The organism is Candidatus Paceibacterota bacterium, from assembly GCA_035583355.1.
Lineage (GTDB): Bacteria > Patescibacteriota > Minisyncoccia > Phycocordibacterales > UBA6899 > JAJZQJ01.
Map to the genome: position 1 here is coordinate 209,511 of DATEZQ010000003.1, position 20,217 is coordinate 229,727.

Genomic DNA, 20,217 nt, shown 5'->3' on the forward strand with positions numbered 1-20,217 from the left:
CTCTTGTTTATGAAAAACGATAAATGTTCGTAATCGTTCCCGTAATGGTGTGACGATTCGTCCCATCATTATTAGAACAAAATCCTACGTTTACTGAAATATATGACAACTGCGGAACACACAACGAAGAAGGCAGCTGCGAAAAAGGTAGAAGGAGGAGGCATGCTCCGCATCCGCGTACGTGCATACGAGTCAAAGATCCTCGACGCTTCAGTGCGCCAGATCATGGACACGGCTGCTCGTCTCGAGGCGTCGGTGCACGGACCAATCCCACTTCCAACCCACATCACCAAGTATACGGTGAATCGCGCGACCTTCGTCTATAAGGATGCCCGAGAGCAGTTCGAAATGCGCATTCATAAGCGCCTTATCGACATCTTGAATCCAAACCAGAAGATCATTGAGGCGCTCACAAACTTGACCCTTCCGTCAGGAGTGAACATCGATGTGAAGATGATGTAATCTGAGCTTGCTCAAATTACACCAGTGCTTGTAATAGCATATGGTTATGTCAGTGATGACATGCACCGCATTGAAAATTATAGGTAGTCCTCGATGATGTTGTCCGCAAGGCAACCGCTCACGGAACTACTGGAGTCCAAGACTCTTTACGCCTATGGGTTTACCCATACGCACTATTAAGTCATGGCCACGTCTACTTTATTGTAGACGTGGCCCTCTGACATGATGGTTCCCACAAATCATCATTAACTAAAATAAATTTATGAAGTATATTCTCGGAACAAAGCAGCAGATGACACAGTTCTACACCGCCGATGGCAAGTGTGTAGCAGCAACCGTCCTCGTAGCTGGCCCAATCACCGTGACTGCAGTCAAGAACGTTGAACGCGATGGCTATGTCGCAGCACAGATTGGTTTTGGTAAGCAGCTTCCTCAGCGCCTCAACAAGGCACAGGTCGGAGCACTCAAGGATCTTGGTTCATTCAAGACACTCCGTGAGTTCCGTCCAAAGAATGGTGAGCTCGATGTCACTGTCGGTCAGACGATCGGCGCAGATGTCTTCTCAGCAGGAGATGCCGTCACGGTATCCGCTACCTCAAAGGGTAAGGGATTCCAGGGAGGTGTGAAGCGCCACGGTTTCCATGGTGGTCCTCGTTCTCACGGACAGGCACACTCAGAGCGTGAAGTTGGTTCTATCGGTGCCGGTGGTATGCAGCGCGTCATGAAGGGACTCCGCATGCCAGGTCGCATGGGTAGTGACAAGGTCACGGTCAAGGGTCTCTCGATTCTCGCAGTCGATCCCGTTAATAATCTCCTCGTTGTTTCTGGTGCAGTACCAGGACGCCGCGGAACTGTTGTCGAAGTAACTGGTAACTAATATGGCAAAAACACAAATTTCGCTTGAAGCACCTGTTTACTCAGCAGCAGGCAAGAAGGCAGGTACCATCACACTCGCAGAGTCAGTGTTCGGTGCAAAATGGAATGCAGACCTTGTTCACCAGGTAGTACTTGGTATGCAGGCAAATGCACGCCAGCCTTGGGCACACACAAAGGATCGCTCAGAGATCTCCGGAGGTGGCCGCAAGCCATGGAAGCAGAAGGGAACTGGTCGTGCTCGTCACGGATCATCACGTTCTCCAATCTGGCGCCACGGTGGTGTCACGTTCGGTCCTCGCAATGACAAGGACTACTCAGTCAAGATCAACCGCAAGATGCGTGTGAACGCACTCTTCTCTGTACTTTCAAAGAAGTATGCAGCAGGTCAGGTCCTCTTCGTTAACGAGCTTGCACTCGCAGCTCCAAAGACAGCAGAGGCACGTGAGATCATGACCAAGCTTGGAACCATTGCTGGTTTCGAGGAGGTAGGAACACGTCGCAAGAATGCTCTCTACGTTGTACTTCCAAAGATGGACGTTGCAGCAAAGAAGAGCTTCCAGAACATGGGTAATGTACTCATGGGAACAGTAAGCACACTCAATCCGGTCGATGTGCTTTCATATAAGTATCTCGTGCTTGTCGCACCAGAGGAGTCTGTAAAGGCACTCGAGGCAAAGCTTGCAAAATAATCATATGGGAATTTTTTCAAAGAAAGACGCTGCAGTCGCAGCAACAGACGAGAAGGTAGTTATCGTTCCTGCTCACCAGCAGGGTGGTATCGATCTCTCTGAGGTCCTCATCGCTCCACGCATTACTGAGAAGTCAGCAAAGCAGTCGGAGGAAAACGTTTACGCATTTGAAATCAATGCACGCGCAAACAAGCACCAGGTCGCACAGGCAGTTGCTACATTCTACAAGATCACTCCAGTGAAGGTTGCTATCGTCAACGTACCGACGAAGTATGCAAAGAATTGGAAGACTGGTCGTACCCAGGTCAAGAAGCCAGGGATGAAGAAGGCAATGGTCTACGTTAAGAAGGGTGAGACGATCGCCTTTGTGTAATTAGGTATAAATAGAACATAAAATCATATGAAAACATTTAAACCAACTACACCAAGTCGTCGTAACACCGTTTTGACTCCCTACAAGGAGCTCCTCTCAGGTGATCAGACCGCAAAGCCAAAGGGACTCGTCAAGGGTGAGAAGCGCGCTATGGGCCGCAACAACGCAGGTCGCATCACAATGCGTCACCGCGGTGGTGGTAACAAGAAGCTTCTCCGTGTTGTTGACTTCAAGTTTGACAAGAAGGACGTTCCTGCTCGTGTAGAGGCCGTACAGTACGACCCACTCCGCACAGGTTTCGTCGCACTCGTTGTATATCGTGACGGTGAGCGCCGCTACATTCTTGCTCCAAAGGGCATGAAGGCAGGTGATACCATCATGGTCAGCGAGACTGCACCAATTGCTCCAGGTAACCGCCTTCCACTCCGCAAGATCCCAGTGGGTACATTCGTGTACAACATCGAGATCAAGCCAGAGGGAGGTGCTAAGGTAGCCCGCGCTGCTGGTAACTTCGTTGAGCTTATCGCTAACGACGATGGACAGGCATTCCTTAAGATGCCATCATCTGAGGTCCGTAAGGTCTCAGAGAACTGCTGGGCAACTATCGGTCAGGTATCAAACGATCAGTACAAGCTTCGTAACGAAGGTAAGGCTGGCCGTAATCGCTGGATGGGTATTCGCCCAACTGTGCGTGGTACTGCTATGAATCCCGTTGACCATCCACACGGTGGTGGTGAGGGACGTCAGGGCCGTGGACTTCGCCGTGCGAAGACCATGTGGGGTAAGCCATCAGGAAAGGGACAGAAGACACGTTCACCAAAGAAGTACTCGAATGTCTTTGTGGTCACGCGTCGCGTTGTCGGAAAGAAAAAGTAATTTTATTTCCACAAAACAAAAAGCGCCTTCGGGCGTTTTTTGTTTTGCGGAAATAAAATTACTTTTTCTTTACGTTCACCTGCTGGGTGACGGCCGCATCTTTTTGCTTGGATCGGCCTCACGCTTCGCCCACGACTCATGTCAATATTTTGTTCGCAAGGCTCCAAAATATTGTATGGTCTCGGGCCCGCCTCGCCGTCTCGAGGACTCGACATGGCTCCGGCTTACTCGCGGGAAAATGTTTCACATTTTCGATTCCCGCTCGTACTCCCTGCACCACTTTACACTATCGGACTCCAGCGAGGCCGCTGCAAGCAAAAATCTGAGCGGGTACATTTTCTTGTATTTTACAGATTAAATATTAGTGCTACTCTATTATTACAAGCGGGGTAAATGCCAGCCTAACGAGGTGCTCGCGGAAATTTCAATTTGCTGCTTATTCGAATCACTAAAAATAATCGCAATGAACATTTTTACAAAGATCGGCACGGAGGTCATCATGCGGGGGAGGGTTCTTGACTCCTCTGATGCAAGTTTTTGTAGGCATTTAGTGGGCTGTCATCATCCCTGTATGATGACAAGGCGGGTTCAACTCCCGCCCTCCGCATAATTTTTATAAATACTAAAAAACGCTAAATAGCGTTTTTTAGTTTCTTGGTGTGTTCTCGATTAATATTTCTACTAGCGACCTAAGTGCGAAATATCCATTTCGAACTAAAATTTGATCTCTTATCGAATTTGGATCTTTCGTTCCATGAAAAAGATTATTACGAATTTGATACAACACCTCAACCATATTGCTCCAATCTTCTTGGTTATTTATGTTTCCCCGATCATCGCGAACCCCTATAAACTTATTGCGGGAGGAGTTGTTCCACCAGCCAGCATCACCCTGAAGACCAGTATCATTAAGTTCATTCATGAGTTCAAGCCAGCTTCCTCTTAGTACTGAGTCCTTAGCAATTTGATTGATGTAATGCTGCTGCACGGTGGTTTCAGCCTTTAATATTTGAATCGAGCTACGCTCTTTCCCGTCCCCTCGATATAGCTGTCTTATGAGTGATACAAACGCTAGATACTCCACCATGAATAGAATGAAAAAATCAATATTTGCTTTATTGTGCCAATCAATTGCTCTTTTTAAGAAATCAACAGGAGTTGCTCCTTCAAGCATTTTCATTAAAGCATTGATTTGCATCTGCAATTCTTCTAGGGTTGCCATATAGGTATTATATTCCAAACTAACAATACTTCAATTTTATCTACTTGAGTGTGGACTGAGCTGGCATGTGCTAATATGAATACGTGACCAAGAACCCAAAAAATATATTTGTACCTGATGCGGTGCTGGATCTGCAGAGGCTGTCGATGAAACAGGCGACGGCGAAGTTGAAGAATTTGCGCAGCAGCTACAAGAAGGGGACGAAGGTGCGCATACTCATCGGGAAGGGTGGGTATGGATCAGCGCCTCCGGAGATCCCGACGCTGACGAAGAAATTTCTCACCAATGAGGGCTATGCTTGGTCCTATGCCAAGCCGGTGGATGGTGGTGATGGAGCGCTTGATTGTATTATCGAGTAGTCATAACAAACAGAATACTGTTCAATAAAAAATGGGGCCTGGCCCCATTTTTGTTTTTCTACTGAGCGATACTTATTTGTTTATGTTCTAAGGGCGGCATTACGCACGTCGTCGTCGCTCACCTCTCCAGCAAGATACTTGCAGAGCAAATTGGTGTCGGCTGGTGTGCCCGGGAGTCCTGCGTAGGGGGTAACAAAATCCGTGCCGTCTTGCAGGGTGACCGAGATGCCATGGCCGGTTACGAATCCTCTGCGCTCGGGGAGGATCCACGTTTCCAGAATAGCGAGGGTGTGTTGTTTGCTGCCTTCATCCCAGCTAAGCTTGAGGAATGTTGGGATGCGTTCGGCATCCTGTCTTTTCCGCAACGTGGGTGGATAGAGCGGGACACAGAGCGCGATGATTCCTTCTTTGCCCTCTTCGGGGTAGAAGGTGATGCGCTTATGGTCTTCGACCAAGCTTCTTCCGGGCTTCGAGCGGACGGAAGTTCCAAGCAGAAAGATCGCGTTGTGGGAATCTTTGACGCCAAGATGGATCGTGTTGCCCTCACGTTCCGTATAGAGCAATTCGTCGATACGCATACCGTCTCCAATGTGCATGAACAAACTGTGCTGATACTAGCGCATATAACACAATGGTCAAGAAAATGTAAGCAGTTACTATTTTGCTCATACTATTCTCTACTGCCCATTTATGCTATTATGCGGGCAATATGAAAAAGCCATACGAAGAGGAGGTTGATGAGGATGAGCAGGATGAGGACGAGGTCGTCGTCGATGCGAATGGTACGCCGCTCGCAAATGGCGATACTGTGCTCGTTATTAAGGATCTCAAGGTAAAGGGAAGTCCGGTTGGTTTTAAGAAGGGGACTAAGATCAAGAACATTCGCCTTACGGGTGGTACTGAAGGTATCAGTGGTAGCACTGATCAGATCAAGGGTTTCACGATTCGCGCAGAATACGTGAAGAAGGCATAAATAAAAATGGGGTCTGACCCCATTTTTTAATACGTTGGACTTTCCTCACTAATTCCTGCACGGTGATTCGACTGGCGCGCAAGGGCATAGAGGAGGCTCGAAAGACGATTGAGGTAGGCAAGTGTTGAGGGATTGAGTGCGAGGATGCCTTCGTCGTGCACGGCAACCATGCGACGCTCCGCTCGTCGCGCGATTGTGCGCGCAACATCGAAGAGTGCTCCGAGTTCGGTTCCTCCAGAAACGAAGAAAGTTTTTACTGGCGGTAGGGTAGTTTCGATGTCGTTAATGATCTGTTCTATTTCCGTCACTGACTCCTGTGCAATATTTTTGTCTGCACCAGCAGTTTCTGCTTGCGCGATGAAGAGGTTATTCTGTACATTCCCGATGAGGGTACCAAGCTCGAGGCCAACTTGTTTGTGTACTTTGATGAGTCCTAGAAACGAGTTTATCTCATCAAGTGTGCCAAGAGCCTCTGTAATCGAGGAATTTTTCGAGAAGCGTACTTTTGAGCCAAATGCGCTTGTTGTTCCGTCGTCACCTTTTCCTGTATAAAGCATAGGACAAGTGTAGCATGTTCCTTTGCATGAGAAAAAGCGCCACTTTGTGGCGCTCGCTGATTCATTCGAAAGCGATGTGGGGGACAAGCGGCTTGGTGACTGGACTCGCGAGGCACTCGGTGCACAGCGCGCCCGCAGCTTCGGCCTTGCTTGTGGAGGCAGAGCGCCAGCTGACGGAGGGCCGCACTTTCAAGAGCTTTCCGCCCTCCGTGGGCAGGGTGGTGTACTTGTTCAGGTCGCAGTTGCACTGATCGGGAATCGCGTCGGTGGTCTCGACGTTGCGTGCCTCGACGACTACGCCTACTCCGCACAGTATGCAGAGATACTTCCGCTCCTCTTTGTAGGTCATACGCACTCCTTCTGTATTGTTCGCCAGCGCGAACGAGGGTCTGTGCCTATGCTACGCTTTGCGGCACCATACGTCAAATGGCTCATTATTCTCAGATTATTGCAAAGCCTCCTTACGTACGGTAGTCTACGTGTAGAGCCATTGTATTGCAGTATTTCTGAAAGGGAGCACATGCAGAAGTCACTGTTATCGCGTCACTTTGAATTTGGAATTTGGATGTTTGATCTTGACGATACGCTCATGTGGAATTGCACGACGTACAATCAGCCCATCATCGATTTCATTCAGTACCTCACTGAGGTCTTTGGAAATCGCATTCCCTCATTGGGGACGATGGCACGCATTCAGGAAGACATCGATTGCGGACTGGGGAAGAAGCCTAACCCACGTACGGGTGAGCTCTATGGATTTGGGGCGGACCGTTTCCCTGATTCATTGATGATCACGTATCGTCAGCTCTGCACGCGTGGGTTCGGCACCTATGATGCAAATGTTGCAGAGCGGTGTCGTGAGATTGGGAAGCGTGCATTCGATGTGGAGAATTATTCCCGGCTCGGACTCGTGCCGGGAGCACAAGAGCTCTTGGACGCAATTCCCGTACAGCACCATCAGGTACTTGTCACCAAAGGTGAAAAGTGGGTGCAGGAGAACAAGATCAATGCCCTTGGTTTTCGCGATTGGTTTGATGACATCTTCATCGTCGATCACAAGGATGGCGATACGTATCGAGACATTCTCTCGAGCCTCCGCGCAAAAGCAGGGATGCAGTCTGAGCTCTATGTGCCCGAAAACTGCATCGCGGTAGGGAATTCGTTCTCATCTGATATCGCACCAGCACTCGCACTCGGCATGAACGCAATCTTCATTCCATGCCCCACATGGATAGCGGAGAGTGTAATTGTCGACGAACTCTCCGAAGATGCGAGTAGCCGCTTCGTGGAACTTGAAAACATTTCCGAAATCCATTCGCTCATTTCGTACTAGAAAAAGCGCCGCATGTTGCGGCGCTTTGTTGTATTTCCTTGAATCACTTCGGCATCTGGAGCGGATCCATGACGCCGGTTTCGTAGGCCTTCTTGGTCTGGCTGTCGAGGATGATGCGTTCCATCTTCTCGAGTGCTTCTTTCCCGTAATAGACCTTGTCGCCGATGCGGGCCTGGAGGTTGTTCGTGGGGAAGAAGTACTTGAGGATGTATGCGCGTGCGAAGCCCTTGCGACGCCAATTGTTGTAGGTGCGAATCTGGTCGAGCAGGTAGTCCTGCTTTCCCTTGAAGGCCTCGCGACCCGCTTTTACGAACGGGAGAATCTTGTCATAGATTCCGAATTCGTTCGTGCCGGGGTAGGCCTCCTTGATCATCGAGACCATGGCCGAACCATCGAATCCGCCACCTTCTTTATCGTAGCGGCCAGTGACGGCGTCGGTCATGAACTTGGTCATCTTGTCGCTCTTCATGTTCGCGATGCCGGCCTGCTCGTAGAACCCGGAGACGTAGGAGCTGAGCTCGTTCTGGTTGCTGAGGAAGAGCGCGGACAGCGCGGTCTCCTGGGGGACGCTTTCGTTGTACGTGTCGTTCACACAGGAGTAGGACAGGAGGAGCGCGATGATCGCGATCGCACCATAGACCCACTTCTTGAGCTTCTTCCAGGAGAAGCTGAATCCGTTGTCGTTCGCATTCTCGTTCATGATCACTCCTTGATGTGTATGCGCAGCTTGCGCAAGACTTCGTTGAAGAAAGAGTCTCCGTCGCACATAGCGAAGAGGACCCAGATGAGGCACGAGGTGATGAATGCGGCGATGCCGATATACCATTCCTGATCTCGCCCGAGGCGAATATCATTCTTGAGATAAAGGTAACCGCCTTGTCCGTCCTTCCCAGTCATCGAGACGCGTTTGAAACGGACGCCTTGCACTTCTTTGCCCATAAGGATACGGGGGATTATTCCCGGCTCCTTTTGCGCTTGATTCATTACGCTGATGTTCCATCGCGTTGCGACGGACGAAAAGAATGAATCATCAGCGACATTGTTCTGACTCGACTTTGCTACGCTCATCGGTTTTCCGAGGAGTAGCTCGTGCGAAAAAGGCTTTCCCGCCAATTGCTCATTGAGCGCGATGGTCAGGCGTTCGTTTCCGCGGGGCATGCCGGTAAAGGCACGTGCATAGTCGACATGCTCTCCACTATCTCGAGTGCCGATGAGCACAACAAGTGCATTCTTCGCGAGTGCATCTTTGCCGTGCTTTCCAGAATCGAGCATGTATGCTTGGAGTGCGAGCATGTAACGGTCGGGATTGCCACTAATGAGTTTTTCATTAGTGATGATCACGTAGAGGTCGCACTGCACATCGCCGAGACTTGCATTGGTATACGCAAGGGATTGCGCCCACCCATTACTGAAGGGGACGTTGCCAAAGATGAAACAGCGCTGTGGATTAATGAACCCCGAAAGATTGCGTGCAAGTTTCGGCATGAGGCCTTTCGCTTCGTACTCTGCGATATCACCAGAGTGCTTGCGCATGAGCGATTCATTGCTCGCGAGGATGTAGTTGTCGTAGGAATTACGCGTGGTGACTGGGGCAGGTTGTCCCTGCTGTAGTCGCTCGCGCAAAGCACGCCATGAGCTCGGTTCGCCGACGCCCGCACGCTGCTGGATGTAGTCCGGCACAGGCACCGACCTCCGCCAGCGATGCTGGTTGGGATTCTCGGGAAGGCGATATGAGTCGACAGTGTAATCACCGAGTGTTGTTCCCGCGTTGTAGTTCAGTTCGAACGTTGTATACGGGCACTGATGATAGCGTGTCTCTGCACGATAGCAGGTTCGCGACTGTTTGCCGTCGCCGCACTCATAAGGGACCATAACGACATACGGATCGCAGTCGTAGGTCCAGCGGCCCGGTCCATCGCGTGAAGTCTTGATGAGCTCACGCGTCGCGCTGCTTTCCCAGCCGTTCCAGTTTTCGTTGAAGGTGAGATTGCTTGCCTGTGCAATTTTCCATCCAATCCACGCAGTGGAGGGGACGAGAATGGTACAGATTGCGATCGCACCGGTCACGAACTCTATTTGCGTGATGCGCAGATAGGGGTGGAAACGCTTGAGTAGTGCTCCGGTGATGAATCCTGCGAGGAGTGCGGCGATGATGACGTAGAGTGCAATGGTAAGCACAGAGGCTCCTTTTTTGAAAGAATTTCTATGGTAACATAACCATGCAAAAGTGCTTTTGTCAATAACATCAAGTCTACATACTTAATGGAAATACTAGGAAAGAAAGAATGCACGCGATGGAATGTTACAGTCTTCGTTTAGATTGCTCAATAGTGGAATTGCTTTATACTTATGTACATAACTATTAATATCATGGCAAACCAAGAAAGTGGTGCAGGGATGGCACGCGAGCGCGTCGCCTCAGATATCGAATTAACGAAGGGTGGTGCAGATTACACGGTAGACGCAGGGGCAGACCGCCCTCGTCTCGAGGCAACACAGGAGCAGATCGAGGCTATGCGTGGGATGGAAAATAACGCAGAGCTCGGTGCAGCTGCTTTGCAGCAAATCGGCGAGCGTGTTGCTGCAGAAAAGGCTGAAGCTGCAGAGATCGAGAAGCAGGAAAAGGCAAAGGCCGATGCACTCATTGTTGTGCAGCGTGATAAGTTGAATCAACTTTATGATGCAGCGAACTACTCTCCAGAAGAGCGTAATGATACTGAGATTGGACACATCAAACTTGCCGTTGATTTGAGTAAAGATAAGTGGACTCCTCGTGATCAGCGTCCACAGAATAAGCCACCTGTTGTACAAGGTTTTGGTGATAATCGCCCACAGCGAGCGCAGGCCGCAGGCTACTATGCAGGCACATTGCCTACAACTGCTCCCCCAGTCCAAAAGCCAAAGGGTTTCCTGAAAGGACTATTCGGTGGCAACTAGTAGATATTCCTCTATTTTGCATAACAAAGAGCACCTTCGGGGTGCTCTTTACAATATATAAAATATATCGTAGGGTTTAGCGAGAAGTGCTCCAGAGGTGCACCATGCACACTGCTACGCTGAAGTTTGAGCTTGAACAGCTGCACATTATTAGTGGCATCAAAGTCTGCCGAAAGGATGACCTCGAGAACATCCATGTTTATGCAGACAGCAAGCGTATGCTTGTCCTGCCGATTACCATCGAAGATCCTCCGCTCATTATTCACCGCGGTGAGACAGAGGACGAAATGTTGTACTATCTTTCGCGCCTATCACTCGTATCCGACGGTCGAGGTGGACTCTTCGCCTCTCGCGAGGTGGGTGACAAGGAGAAGATGCTTCTCCTCATCGACACGCGAGATGAGGGAGCCCCGCTGCGAAACTCTGGTGAGTACACGATTCCGCGAATGCACGATGTGCGACTCCCGAGTAAGCGTACTTCTCGCAGGCTAGGAGAGGCTAAGTTTGGCATGATCGTGTGTGTACCTAGCGAGTCATATTTCGTGCGGTCTACTAGTGGTCACGTCGCGAAACTCACACTGGGGGCAGATGGTGTGTTCTCTTGTTCTCCTTGTGATGGGCGCAAAGTTTCATTTTCAGGCTAAGTAATAGGTTAAAGGCCCGCAACCGCGGGCCTTTTGTTATTTTACCAATCTATTGCATTTGCCGTACTCATCTTCCATGCCCAGATTCCCGCTGGGTCAGTGTAGTCGACCGTTGTCGAACTTACTCCTCCGTCGCGATAAGGGTCAATAAGCTCGGGGTGACTCGTGTAGTTAAAGTTCGAGTCAACGTCTCTCATACGGTGCGCGAGGATGGCATACCCCGTTCCAAATTGATCGACACGATAGATGTAGCATGCAGTCGTGCCATTGGTGATTGGTTGCACGGGGAAGCGAGGGAGATAGTTGGGAACGAGTCCAGGAATGACCGCATTGTTCGCTAACCCGCCATACGAAGTACACTCAGTGCGCGTTTCCACTCCCGCGTATCCTCCAGTCGGGTAGAATCCATTCGCATCATTGTAGAGTTCGAGGGCAATTTTTATCTGTTCCATATCTGAAATGATGCGCGCCTCTTTTGCTTTCCTGCGTGCAGAAGATAGTGAAGCAAGCACGACGCTCGAAAGAATGCCAATGATCGCAATGACAACAAGGAGCTCGATGAGTGTGAAGCCTTTTCGCGTGCTAATTTTCATTGGTGTATTTTATCATGAGTGAAAACTGATAAGAGCTTAATTCGGCGAAGGGTCATATATAGTGTCGACATTCTCTCCGCCGTTACACCATTTCACGAGAAGCAGTGCTATCCCTGAGCCATACGAAGTATTATTGTTTTTACAGGATTGGGGATTGTTCGCATCCTCAAGTTGCGCAATAAGGTCGTAGGTATTTGGACGCGTTGCCTGGAGGTTCACCGCATTTACTCCTGTTCTTCCGACGTTGCCATATGCATAGACATAGCAATTGGCTTGCCATGGAGTGCACTTGCCACCATTGATGACATCACTCGCAGAGCCACTATTGAGTGGGTCGACGGGGAGCCTTGGTATATAGGGAGCAAGATCAGCTTGGAGACTTGTCCATCCGGTATTATTGCTCACATCGTAACCGTGCGTGTCCCAACATGGTGGGGTAGAACATTCAGGTGCATAGGCCTGATGAATAGGTGGATAATATCCATTCGCATCATTATAGAGTTCAAGCGCAAGTGTAATTTGTGTAAAATCAGCAATGCGTCGCGCGTCACGAGATTTTTTACGTGCAGTAGTAAGACTTGCAAGCACGACGCTCGAAAGAATGCCAATGATTGCGATGACAACAAGGAGCTCAATTAATGTAAAGCCGCGTGAAGATTTCATGAGTATATCTTACCACGATAGTATAAATAATGAAGTATAAAAGATGGTGCGCGCTTGTGCACTCATTTTCTTTGTTCTCATGTTATTATGGAGTAATGGAAAGTGATTCATTTGCGCAACATCATCCACATACGCTTGGTGATTATCTCTCGCGTGGCCTCGTGCTTTTCGTATATCGTACTGCAAAAGTAGTATTCCACTCGAGCTATGCTGAACATGCACTTGTACTTGAAGCCACATTATCTTCAATGCTGACCTCAGCAGCTACACATTTGCAGTATACTGCACTGCGTAATCTTCGTGCAGATCGTGCGCGTATCGAGGATCTCCTTGGAGAGGCAAGTAGTGAACATTTGCATCTTTTGGTACTCAAGCGTGTACAGACACTCTCTTGGCTAGGGCGTACAGCCATCTGGAAGATGCAGTTCATCTATGTACCACTTTTTCGTTTGCTGTATATCATTTCGCCTTCAGCTGCGCATCGGCTTATCGCGTATAGCGAAGAGCGACTTGCGGGTATTTACGCCGACTGGTTACTCGAATTGCTTTGTGGCGCTTCGGAGAATGCTCCTGCACCCCTTGTTGCTATCCAATACTGGGAGCTTGGTGAAGAAGCGACACTTGTCGAACTCGTGAATGTACTCATTGCGGATACTGCGAAAAATCGCGATCGTAACCACGCGATTGCAGATCAAAAATAAACACCACCCGTGTTTATTTTTTTAGTGAAAAACGAGCGCCGAAGCGCTCGTGTGTTTTGTGATTCACTTGATAACTTTCTTAATTTTCAAGAACTTTCGCAGGTCTCGATATGCATCGAGGAAGCGCGTGTCATTTAGTGATTCAAGGATGTCCCTGAGTAGAATCTTATCATTTCTTTTAATGATGGTCGCATTCTTCCAGGCCACCTTGAGGAAGCGCACGATGATGTTTGCGGTGGGCCAGTCGCCGTGTTTTCCGGTAATTCGGAGATTGCGCACAATAGAGCGTGTTGTTGCGGTAATCTGCTCCCTGTACTGGGGGAGCACATTGGATAGTTCTGACCACTTGGGGCGGCCGGGCACATGGGTGTAGTCGTACAAGAGCATGATGCTCGAGAGTGCAGACTCATCCCAGATGACCTCCCCGAATGTACTTTCTGCTGCTATCGCAAGTGGAGTCTCACACACCCTTTCTTTCAGGTGCATGAGCGTCATCATTGATGCGAACTTGATCGCAAGTGGTTGGTGCTGCTCGCTACTCATGATTGCGATGCGCAAGTGCTCTGGAAGGTTCAGATAGTAATTCGCGATGGCAGTATGCATTCGGATGTTGCGCTCAACCCAGCGTCTGGAGCCTGCATCCTGCCGCTCGAATCGGTCGGTGTCGATTGCAAGCAATTTATTGCCCACGAATAAGAGGACGGATTCGGGAAGCAGTCGCGGTGCTCTCCAGCATGCTGAGTGCAGCGCTGCCGCATTGCCCGGACTCTCGATCGTTGCGAGGAGGGCGAACGGAATGAGGTCGTGTGCCGCTTCTTTCCTCTCGGAGAGCAGTTTGAATGCCGCGGCACGCAGTTCAGGGAGTAGTCGCGTATTCGCGACGAGCCGAAGGAGTTCCGTTGATTCGATCGTCGCATCAAGCTCGCTCATCAGGTCGAAGGCTGCAATGAGGATCGCATTGGAATCAGCCTCATCACCCCTCCATGTTCCCTTGAGCAACATGGTCACTTTGTACCAGTCGCAAGTTGAGTTGAGCGCAGCAGCGATCCGTAGCGCCCGAGACTCATCCATGTGCTCCCTGATGTACGAAATGTAGTGATCATGGATCGGTGAGCGATGTGCCGAAAGGATACAACCGATGCGTGACATGAGCTGTACCGGGTAGACCTTGTCATCAAGGATCCGCCGCATCTCTTTTGCGAACAAGGACCAGAGCGATTCGCCGTATTCGGCAAAAGCATCACTGAGGTCCCAGTTCTCGCAGAGGAGCTTGTGGCGCAGAAAGAGTCCGGCGCGAGTACTGCCTGTCTCGACTTCCGCGAACGGAGTCTGTTCGATCAGGAGGCGGAGTATGAGTCCACCCCAGTTGTAGGTCTCACCGGACATTGCGTCGAGTAATTCATCGACGCCTGCCGCGAGGATACGGTCACCGACTTCTTGGTAGGTGCCGGTGAAGAAGGGGGGAGGGGTAGATATGGCGACCATTGTCGCTCCCGTTGCTCGGCGGAGTATTCTCCGCAGTAAAGAAAGAACGCAGCTTTGTACATCACCCACGATGGGTGATGCGCGCTGTTTCATTATTGTTATAGCACGCAGGAGGGTTGCGTCAAACAAAAACCACCAGAGGTGGTTTTGGAAATTATTGAACAGTAGAGAGTGAAAACGCGCATCCGCTTGGGCTGATGTTGGGCATCACTCCAAGGTATTTTGTGCACCACTGATTTGCCTCAACGGGAGAGAGGAACGTTGGTACTGCGCGTACTATCTTGTAGGGATAGAGCATGAACTCACTACTTCCTGAGTAGAGGCTCATGCCAACGCCGACTCCTTCGTTTTGTTTTTCTCCAATTTGATCGAAGATAAAATTACCGACTGCGTAGAATATTGCATGTCCCTTATAGACCTCAATATTTTCTATGACGTGCGGATGGTTGCCGATGATGACATCTGCTCCTGCATCGATCCAGCGATGCGCAAGAATTTTTTGAGTGTCATTCGCACGAGGTGCATATTCGTCACCCCAGTGTACGGTGACAAGTACGAGGTCATGTGAACCTTTAAGTTTTGCGATGAGCGTAGGGATTTTCTCGAGTGACATGGCGCCTATTGTTGCATCGAGTCCGACAATCGCGATACGGGTTCCGCTCGCATTGCGAGACTCGACCCACGTACTGTCGATTTGTGGGTAACCCGCTGCAAGTATTTCCGCATTGAGTAAATACTTCATGCTCGAATCAATCCCGGCTTGATTGCAGTCGAGCATGTGATTGTTTGCAATGGTCACCGCATTGAATCCCTCAGACTTGAGTAGCTTTGCGGTTGAAGTAGGGAATTGAAAATTCAGCTCCTTTTGCTGGCATTCACTGCGCGGCATTGCAATGATAGGTCCCTCAAGGTTGAGCATGCGGATATCATAGTCACTCATGATGTCCATAGCGCGAAGACTGGAGAAGAGGTCGGTGCCATTGTCAACGGTTTTGCGCACTGCACGATCGAACATCGCATCACCAAAGTGAAGGAGTTTCATTGGAGCAAAATTGGTACTCTTTTTGAAAGGTGCAACGACCTCAGTGGTTGTGGCCTCGTCTGTTGTTGTGGCGACATTAATGATTGGATTTGTGGGAGTAGCAGCAAGCATGCCCCCACTGAATGTTATAGGACCCGTGCGCCCAATGACTTTGCCAAGTGCATTTGAGAAGATAAAAACGTTTACCGTTGATATAACTACGATAAGAAGTCCTATATAGAGGTGATGTTTGCGCGCCTGCATAGAGTTATAGTACCGCTAATTAACAAAGAGTAAAGCGTGTGATTGTTGCAAAAGAGATGACTTCTTGTACTATGGGTTTATGATTTCGCTTGATGATTACGACTACGATTTGCCGGAAGAACATATCGCAAAAGATCCTGCGCAGCCGAGGGAGAGTGCGCGACTTTTCGTCTACAACACTGCTACGGATGAGATTACTTTTGATACCTTTGCAAACATTCGTGCGCATCTACCGAAGGATACATTGCTCGTATTCAATAATACGCGCGTGATTCCTGCGCGTCTCTGGCTCAAGAAGGAGACGGGGGGAAAGATCGAGGTATTGCTTATGATGAATGAGTATCGCGAGGGAGATAGTTATATCAAGGGTGTAGTGGATCGTAAGATCGTGCCAGGTGCGAAGCTCTATTTCCAGAATGGTGCTTGGCTCGAAGTACATCACCAGGAAGAACAGTTTTTCTTCTTTAAACCAAGTTTCCCGATTCTAGAGATTTGGTCACTTTTGGATGCTGAAGGGGTAACACCAATTCCTCCGTATATCAAGGGGTCTTCACTGAATGAGAAAGCGCTCCGAGAAGAGTATCAGAGCGTGCTCGCAAAAGTCCCTGCATCTGTTGCTGCTCCGACCGCATCACTCCATTTTTCTGATGGACTCCTTGAGACTCTGAAAGAAGAAGGTGTGCAGCGCGCAGAAGTGACGCTCCATGTGGGCGCGGGAACGTTTGCGCCAATCGGTCCGGAGAACTTCGCATCGAAGAAGCTTTTCACCGAATATTTTTCCGTCGACGGAGATAATGCTGCACTTATCAATGCGGCAAAGTCCGATGGGGTTACGGTAATTCCTGTGGGCACTACTGCACTGCGTACTATTGAGTCTGCGGCGGTCATCGATCATATTGATGCGCAAGGGAAGACTCATTACCGTATCGCCGTAGAACATGGCAAGCCAACGGATATATTCGTATATCCTCCGTACCAGTTCAAGATAGCTGATGCACTCATCACAAACTTCCATGTGCCGCGCTCATCACTCATGCTCCTTGTGGATGCAATGCTTGAAGCGAAGGGTGCACGTCGTCGTATTAAGGAGCTGTACGCAATTGCAATGAAAGAGGATTTCAAATTCTTTTCTTTTGGGGATGGAATGTTGATTTTGTAGAAAATAAAAAACACTCACCATCTGGTGAGTGTTTTTGCGTTTTTTGCTACCTGTTTATATATACAGAAATATTTGCAGAGTTATGGTTTGTGAGCACAATATCTGGACGGCCATCGTTATTAAGGTCACCAAGCACAACATCAACGGGATTTGCATTTGTCGGGAAGTCGACTTTTGTGGCAAAGGTGCCATCCCCATTATTTATGAATAACGAAATAGTATTTGAAACATAGTTTGCTGCGACGAGGTCTGGCTTGTTGTCTCCATTAATATCTTTCGCTGAAACCATATATGTATTCACCCCTGTAGGATAATCAACTTTTGAGGGGAAGGTACCATCACCTGCATTGGCGAAGATAGAGATAGAGTTAGAACCATAATTTCCTATCGCGAGGTCAATCTTTCCGTCACTATTGAAGTCATCGGTTGCAACCGATATCGGAGTATTACCTGCTGAGAATGTTACTTTTGGTGCAAAGGTGCCATTGCCATTATTCATCAAGACTGATACATTGTTCGTCGCGATAAAACCTACAAGTACAAGATCTGGCTTATTGTCACCATTGAAATCCTGGATAGCGACGCCCGCAGGGTTCCCTCCTGCGGGATAGGTGACTCTTGCTGCAAAAGTGCCGTTGCCGTTATTCATAAGAATGGCTACGTTTCCACTGCAGTAATTCGCTACCGCGATGTCGAGAAAACCATCACTATTAAGGTCGCCACTTGCGAGATAGCGTGAATTGCAGGTTGCGGTCTCTGTTTGGTAGATTACTCGTGTATTAAATGTACCATCTCCTTTATTTGTAAGAATGGAAATTGTATGATCTCCATAATCTGCGGTGATAAGATCGAGCTTGCTATCATTGTTTACATCGAGAAGGATTATCGAGTCGGGCTGAGTGCCTGATACATAATTTACCTTTGCGTTAAAAGTGCCGTCTCCTTTATTGAGCAGCACCGAAGCATTATTTGATGCGTAGTTCGCTACTGCGAGGTCTTGTGCTCCATCACCATTCAAGTCACCGATGACCACTGCGCGTGGTTGCGTATTTACTCCATAATCTACTTTTGCATAGGGGTTAAATGCGTATGCTATTGGTCCACCACCGCTACCTCCTCCGCCTGTAGTTGAAGTTGCTCCGGTTGCTGCGGCAAATGATGCGAAAGCTCCGACCGTAAGACCTCCAGTGCTGTTGATGTCCATTGTTGCGGTTGGTGCCTCAATGCTCGAAGCTCCTAGGACATGTAGTTGATTATTTTGCGGCGCAATGTAGGTGTAGTAATTATTTTTATTATTTATGGGGTCAATGGGGAGGGTTTTGATGAATGCATCATTTGCTGTACCCGAGAGGTTGATGGGGAGCCAACCTGTCCCGTCTGTGTTTTTGAGTGTCGTGGCGAGCACGCAGTTGTATGACCACCCCGGCTGTAATGATGGGAGTCCTAGATTGTCACAGGTTGATGATGTGTCAGGGAGTGATGTATAGACAGTATTTGCTGCTCCATAGCTTGGATTTGAGGCAAAAGTTTCATATATACTGATCGCTTTGTGCATCATGAAAAGATCCGCAAGTCTGCGTGCGTCACGACTTTTTGCTTTTGCCGTTGTAAGTGCAGCAAAAACAATTGATGAAAGCAACGCAATAATCGCGATGACTACGAGAAGTTCGATGAGCGTAAAACCTCGCACCCGAGAATCTCGTGATTGAGGATGAGGGGAAGTCATTGTTGTCATTATATTAGTACTTGAGAATTGTGTGGAGCGCATACTATATATACTATAGTATAACATATGAGATTCTTTCAGCTGATCGTGGCTTCTGCTTCTTTACTTTGAATGCGTTCAGTGTTACTATCCGCGCAGAATCTGTTCAAAAATCTTGATGGCATCTGTCCATCGCTTGATCCGCGAGAGCGCGCGGGGGAGGTTAGTGCAATGCGTATTGCCGCGACCCTTGAGGTTGACGAAGGTGCACGAATCGTAAGCACGATCGAGCGCGCCATTTCTTCTGCGAAGTTGTCTCCTGATTACTCTGCGAGTTTCACGATGAGTGGAGTGACCATCACCGTTCGCGACGACTCAAGTCCGCGTCTCATCTTCGATGAATTCCTTCGTGCGCTCAACGGGCGCCTCGAGGGCGAAGTTGGTCCGTATCCCAAGGATATTCCTATCGAGGATCTCTCTGTCCCGCTTTTGCGTGCCGACATTGAAGCACTCCTCGCGGAGGCGCCTCCCATAGAGGTGGTCGATGAGGAACGCTGGCTTTTGATGAAGGAGACGAATGTCGACAATTGCGGCTATGGCCAAAGCATGGTTGCGTACGCTGAGCGTTGGGCTCGGTTGATGCAGCTGCGCCTTGCCAGCGGTCGCAAGATTGATGATGTCGCAGGTCGCGCTTCATTCGAAGTGGACTTCGATGGTATTCGTCCACTTGTGGTGCGTCGTGCAGTCATCGAACTTTCATTGCACTGGAAATATGGTCGTGAACTGCTTGCTGAGAGCTGGCACGCACGCGGGAAATAGTACACTGCTGAGCCTCGAACGAATATGTTCGGGGCTTTTGTTTTTCCTATATGGCTTAAAATATGAGTAAAATATTGTGTCCTTTAGCCAAGAAGGCAATTTTGCTAATAGAATCTATAGGACATTTGGTCCAATACTATACTTTGCGGAAAAAATTCAATAAATAGTGCTAAATAAGGCTAAAATCGATTGACAAAAGCAAAAAATGGGAGTAGTATCGTATCCAAGCAAATTGAATAAGGAAATTTCTTACGCCGTGGGAGGATCAGGGGCGTTAGATTTCTATGTCAATACGCGGTCTTAGGTCTCGGTAAAGGTTCAGGTTTTGGGTGCACGCATCCTTCCTACTCGTCCCTGTCCGTCCTCAGGCATTTATAAGTATCGTTAAACTCCGGGTCTTCTTAGAGAAGCTATACGACATCCTCCCTCGTGTCGGTGATCCTTCGTAAGATTCGGCAGGAACATACAGGTGTTCGATTTCGATCGAACATCTTCATTCAACAAAT

Annotated in this window: 23 protein-coding genes; 13 read left to right on the forward strand and 10 right to left on the reverse strand. The window is 49.0% G+C overall.

The window, feature by feature from the left end; translation table 11 throughout:
• Nucleotides 1–162 precede the first annotated feature (162 nt).
• From rpsJ to rplB, 5 genes are all read left to right on the forward strand, one after another.
• A complete protein-coding gene (gene rpsJ, locus VJ579_02365) occupies nucleotides 163–462 on the forward strand; it encodes a 30S ribosomal protein S10 (GenBank protein ID HXK37886.1) in 300 nt (99 codons plus the stop codon).
• Nucleotides 463–724: 262 nt separating this feature from the next.
• Nucleotides 725–1,339, forward strand: coding sequence for a 50S ribosomal protein L3 (rplC, locus tag VJ579_02370; GenBank protein HXK37887.1), 615 nt, complete (start codon nucleotides 725–727; stop codon nucleotides 1,337–1,339).
• Nucleotide 1,340: 1 nt separating this feature from the next.
• Nucleotides 1,341–2,027 carry a 50S ribosomal protein L4 gene (gene rplD / locus VJ579_02375; protein HXK37888.1) on the forward strand — a complete coding sequence of 229 codons (687 nt, stop codon included), beginning with the start codon at nucleotides 1,341–1,343 and terminating at the stop codon, nucleotides 2,025–2,027.
• A gap of 4 nt (nucleotides 2,028–2,031) precedes the next feature.
• The gene (locus VJ579_02380) at nucleotides 2,032–2,400 is read left to right on the forward strand and encodes a 50S ribosomal protein L23 (GenBank protein HXK37889.1); all 369 of its coding nucleotides are present in this window, start codon (nucleotides 2,032–2,034) and stop codon (nucleotides 2,398–2,400) included.
• 27 nt (nucleotides 2,401–2,427) lie between these two features.
• Nucleotides 2,428–3,276 carry a 50S ribosomal protein L2 gene (rplB, locus tag VJ579_02385; GenBank protein ID HXK37890.1) on the forward strand — a complete coding sequence of 283 codons (849 nt, stop codon included), beginning with the start codon at nucleotides 2,428–2,430 and terminating at the stop codon, nucleotides 3,274–3,276.
• A gap of 646 nt (nucleotides 3,277–3,922) precedes the next feature.
• Here rplB and VJ579_02390 read toward each other — a convergent pair.
• A complete protein-coding gene (locus tag VJ579_02390) occupies nucleotides 3,923–4,498 on the reverse strand; it encodes a hypothetical protein (GenBank protein ID HXK37891.1) in 576 nt (191 codons plus the stop codon).
• A gap of 83 nt (nucleotides 4,499–4,581) precedes the next feature.
• Here VJ579_02390 and VJ579_02395 point away from each other — a divergent pair, with 83 nt between their 5' ends.
• Nucleotides 4,582–4,857: a hypothetical protein gene (locus tag VJ579_02395; GenBank protein HXK37892.1), complete on the forward strand. Its 276-nt coding sequence runs from the start codon at nucleotides 4,582–4,584 to the stop codon at nucleotides 4,855–4,857.
• Between the two features lie 80 nt (nucleotides 4,858–4,937).
• On the opposite strand, the gene VJ579_02400 is transcribed toward VJ579_02395, so the two are convergent.
• Nucleotides 4,938–5,435 (reverse strand): hypothetical protein, encoded by a 498-nt coding sequence (locus VJ579_02400; protein ID HXK37893.1) that lies wholly within the window; start codon nucleotides 5,433–5,435, stop codon nucleotides 4,938–4,940.
• Nucleotides 5,436–5,566: 131 nt separating this feature from the next.
• Between VJ579_02400 and VJ579_02405 the strand changes: the two genes are divergently transcribed.
• Complete coding sequence (locus VJ579_02405; GenBank protein HXK37894.1) at nucleotides 5,567–5,830, forward strand: alkylphosphonate utilization protein; 264 nt, start codon at nucleotides 5,567–5,569, stop codon at nucleotides 5,828–5,830.
• Between the two features lie 26 nt (nucleotides 5,831–5,856).
• Here the strand turns inward: VJ579_02405 and VJ579_02410 are convergent, their stop codons facing one another.
• Entirely contained in the window at nucleotides 5,857–6,387 is a 531-nt protein-coding gene (locus tag VJ579_02410) for a cob(I)yrinic acid a,c-diamide adenosyltransferase (protein HXK37895.1), read from the reverse strand.
• A gap of 22 nt (nucleotides 6,388–6,409) precedes the next feature.
• On the opposite strand from VJ579_02410, the gene VJ579_02415 reads away from it, so the two are divergent.
• Nucleotides 6,410–7,720, forward strand: coding sequence for an HAD family hydrolase (locus VJ579_02415; GenBank protein ID HXK37896.1), 1,311 nt, complete (start codon nucleotides 6,410–6,412; stop codon nucleotides 7,718–7,720).
• A 43-nt stretch (nucleotides 7,721–7,763) separates the two neighbouring features.
• Here VJ579_02415 and VJ579_02420 read toward each other — a convergent pair whose 3' ends face one another.
• Nucleotides 7,764–8,420, reverse strand: a complete 657-nt coding sequence (locus VJ579_02420; protein HXK37897.1) for a hypothetical protein — start codon at nucleotides 8,418–8,420, stop codon at nucleotides 7,764–7,766.
• A 2-nt stretch (nucleotides 8,421–8,422) separates the two neighbouring features.
• Nucleotides 8,423–9,898, reverse strand: coding sequence for a hypothetical protein (locus VJ579_02425; protein HXK37898.1), 1,476 nt, complete (start codon nucleotides 9,896–9,898; stop codon nucleotides 8,423–8,425).
• Between the two features lie 192 nt (nucleotides 9,899–10,090).
• Here VJ579_02425 and VJ579_02430 point away from each other — a divergent pair, with 192 nt between their 5' ends.
• Together VJ579_02430 and VJ579_02435 are read left to right on the forward strand one after the other, a co-directional pair.
• A complete protein-coding gene (locus VJ579_02430) occupies nucleotides 10,091–10,657 on the forward strand; it encodes a hypothetical protein (protein HXK37899.1) in 567 nt (188 codons plus the stop codon).
• 104 nt (nucleotides 10,658–10,761) lie between these two features.
• A complete protein-coding gene (locus VJ579_02435; GenBank protein HXK37900.1) occupies nucleotides 10,762–11,301 on the forward strand; it encodes a hypothetical protein in 540 nt (179 codons plus the stop codon).
• Between the two features lie 41 nt (nucleotides 11,302–11,342).
• Here the strand turns inward: VJ579_02435 and VJ579_02440 are convergent, their stop codons facing one another.
• Nucleotides 11,343–11,894 carry a prepilin-type N-terminal cleavage/methylation domain-containing protein gene (locus tag VJ579_02440; GenBank protein HXK37901.1) on the reverse strand — a complete coding sequence of 184 codons (552 nt, stop codon included), beginning with the start codon at nucleotides 11,892–11,894 and terminating at the stop codon, nucleotides 11,343–11,345.
• A 36-nt stretch (nucleotides 11,895–11,930) separates the two neighbouring features.
• Entirely contained in the window at nucleotides 11,931–12,557 is a 627-nt protein-coding gene (locus tag VJ579_02445; protein ID HXK37902.1) for a type II secretion system protein, read from the reverse strand.
• A gap of 95 nt (nucleotides 12,558–12,652) precedes the next feature.
• On the opposite strand from VJ579_02445, the gene VJ579_02450 reads away from it, so the two are divergent.
• Complete coding sequence (locus VJ579_02450) at nucleotides 12,653–13,258, forward strand: alternative oxidase (GenBank protein HXK37903.1); 606 nt, start codon at nucleotides 12,653–12,655, stop codon at nucleotides 13,256–13,258.
• Nucleotides 13,259–13,321: 63 nt separating this feature from the next.
• Here the strand turns inward: VJ579_02450 and VJ579_02455 are convergent, their stop codons facing one another.
• Together VJ579_02455 and VJ579_02460 are read right to left on the reverse strand one after the other, a co-directional pair.
• Nucleotides 13,322–14,743, reverse strand: coding sequence for a hypothetical protein (locus VJ579_02455; GenBank protein ID HXK37904.1), 1,422 nt, complete (start codon nucleotides 14,741–14,743; stop codon nucleotides 13,322–13,324).
• 154 nt (nucleotides 14,744–14,897) lie between these two features.
• Nucleotides 14,898–16,028, reverse strand: a complete 1,131-nt coding sequence (locus VJ579_02460; GenBank protein ID HXK37905.1) for a CapA family protein — start codon at nucleotides 16,026–16,028, stop codon at nucleotides 14,898–14,900.
• Nucleotides 16,029–16,107: 79 nt separating this feature from the next.
• Here VJ579_02460 and queA point away from each other — a divergent pair, with 79 nt between their 5' ends.
• Nucleotides 16,108–17,187 carry a tRNA preQ1(34) S-adenosylmethionine ribosyltransferase-isomerase QueA gene (gene queA / locus VJ579_02465; GenBank protein ID HXK37906.1) on the forward strand — a complete coding sequence of 360 codons (1,080 nt, stop codon included), beginning with the start codon at nucleotides 16,108–16,110 and terminating at the stop codon, nucleotides 17,185–17,187.
• A gap of 46 nt (nucleotides 17,188–17,233) precedes the next feature.
• On the opposite strand, the gene VJ579_02470 is transcribed toward queA, so the two are convergent.
• Nucleotides 17,234–18,955, reverse strand: coding sequence for an FG-GAP-like repeat-containing protein (locus VJ579_02470; protein ID HXK37907.1), 1,722 nt, complete (start codon nucleotides 18,953–18,955; stop codon nucleotides 17,234–17,236).
• Between the two features lie 69 nt (nucleotides 18,956–19,024).
• Between VJ579_02470 and VJ579_02475 the strand changes: the two genes are divergently transcribed.
• On the forward strand, nucleotides 19,025–19,711 hold the full coding sequence (locus tag VJ579_02475) for a hypothetical protein (protein ID HXK37908.1): 687 nt from the start codon (nucleotides 19,025–19,027) through the stop codon (nucleotides 19,709–19,711).
• Nucleotides 19,712–20,217: the final 506 nt, after the last annotated feature.

Bases quoted from the DNA above. Each gene is read 5' to 3' on its own strand.
- rpsJ (HXK37886.1), top strand. From the start codon at position 163: ATGCTCCGCATCCGCGTACGTGCATACGAGTCAAAGATCCTCGACGCT.
- rplC (HXK37887.1), top strand. From the start codon at position 725: ATGAAGTATATTCTCGGAACAAAGCAGCAGATGACACAGTTCTACACC.
- rplD (HXK37888.1), top strand. From the start codon at position 1,341: ATGGCAAAAACACAAATTTCGCTTGAAGCACCTGTTTACTCAGCAGCA.
- VJ579_02380 (HXK37889.1), top strand. From the start codon at position 2,032: ATGGGAATTTTTTCAAAGAAAGACGCTGCAGTCGCAGCAACAGACGAG.
- rplB (HXK37890.1), top strand. From the start codon at position 2,428: ATGAAAACATTTAAACCAACTACACCAAGTCGTCGTAACACCGTTTTG.
- VJ579_02390 (HXK37891.1), bottom strand. From the start codon at position 4,498: ATGGCAACCCTAGAAGAATTGCAGATGCAAATCAATGCTTTAATGAAA.
- VJ579_02400 (HXK37893.1), bottom strand. From the start codon at position 5,435: ATGCGTATCGACGAATTGCTCTATACGGAACGTGAGGGCAACACGATC.
- VJ579_02405 (HXK37894.1), top strand. From the start codon at position 5,567: ATGAAAAAGCCATACGAAGAGGAGGTTGATGAGGATGAGCAGGATGAG.
- VJ579_02410 (HXK37895.1), bottom strand. From the start codon at position 6,387: ATGCTTTATACAGGAAAAGGTGACGACGGAACAACAAGCGCATTTGGC.
- VJ579_02420 (HXK37897.1), bottom strand. From the start codon at position 8,420: ATGAACGAGAATGCGAACGACAACGGATTCAGCTTCTCCTGGAAGAAG.
- VJ579_02430 (HXK37899.1), top strand. From the start codon at position 10,091: ATGGCAAACCAAGAAAGTGGTGCAGGGATGGCACGCGAGCGCGTCGCC.
- VJ579_02435 (HXK37900.1), top strand. From the start codon at position 10,762: ATGCACACTGCTACGCTGAAGTTTGAGCTTGAACAGCTGCACATTATT.
- VJ579_02440 (HXK37901.1), bottom strand. From the start codon at position 11,894: ATGAAAATTAGCACGCGAAAAGGCTTCACACTCATCGAGCTCCTTGTT.
- VJ579_02445 (HXK37902.1), bottom strand. From the start codon at position 12,557: ATGAAATCTTCACGCGGCTTTACATTAATTGAGCTCCTTGTTGTCATC.
- VJ579_02450 (HXK37903.1), top strand. From the start codon at position 12,653: ATGGAAAGTGATTCATTTGCGCAACATCATCCACATACGCTTGGTGAT.
- VJ579_02455 (HXK37904.1), bottom strand. From the start codon at position 14,743: ATGGTCGCCATATCTACCCCTCCCCCCTTCTTCACCGGCACCTACCAA.
- VJ579_02460 (HXK37905.1), bottom strand. From the start codon at position 16,028: ATGCAGGCGCGCAAACATCACCTCTATATAGGACTTCTTATCGTAGTT.
- queA (HXK37906.1), top strand. From the start codon at position 16,108: ATGATTTCGCTTGATGATTACGACTACGATTTGCCGGAAGAACATATC.
- VJ579_02470 (HXK37907.1), bottom strand. From the start codon at position 18,955: ATGCGCTCCACACAATTCTCAAGTACTAATATAATGACAACAATGACT.
- VJ579_02475 (HXK37908.1), top strand. From the start codon at position 19,025: ATGCGTTCAGTGTTACTATCCGCGCAGAATCTGTTCAAAAATCTTGAT.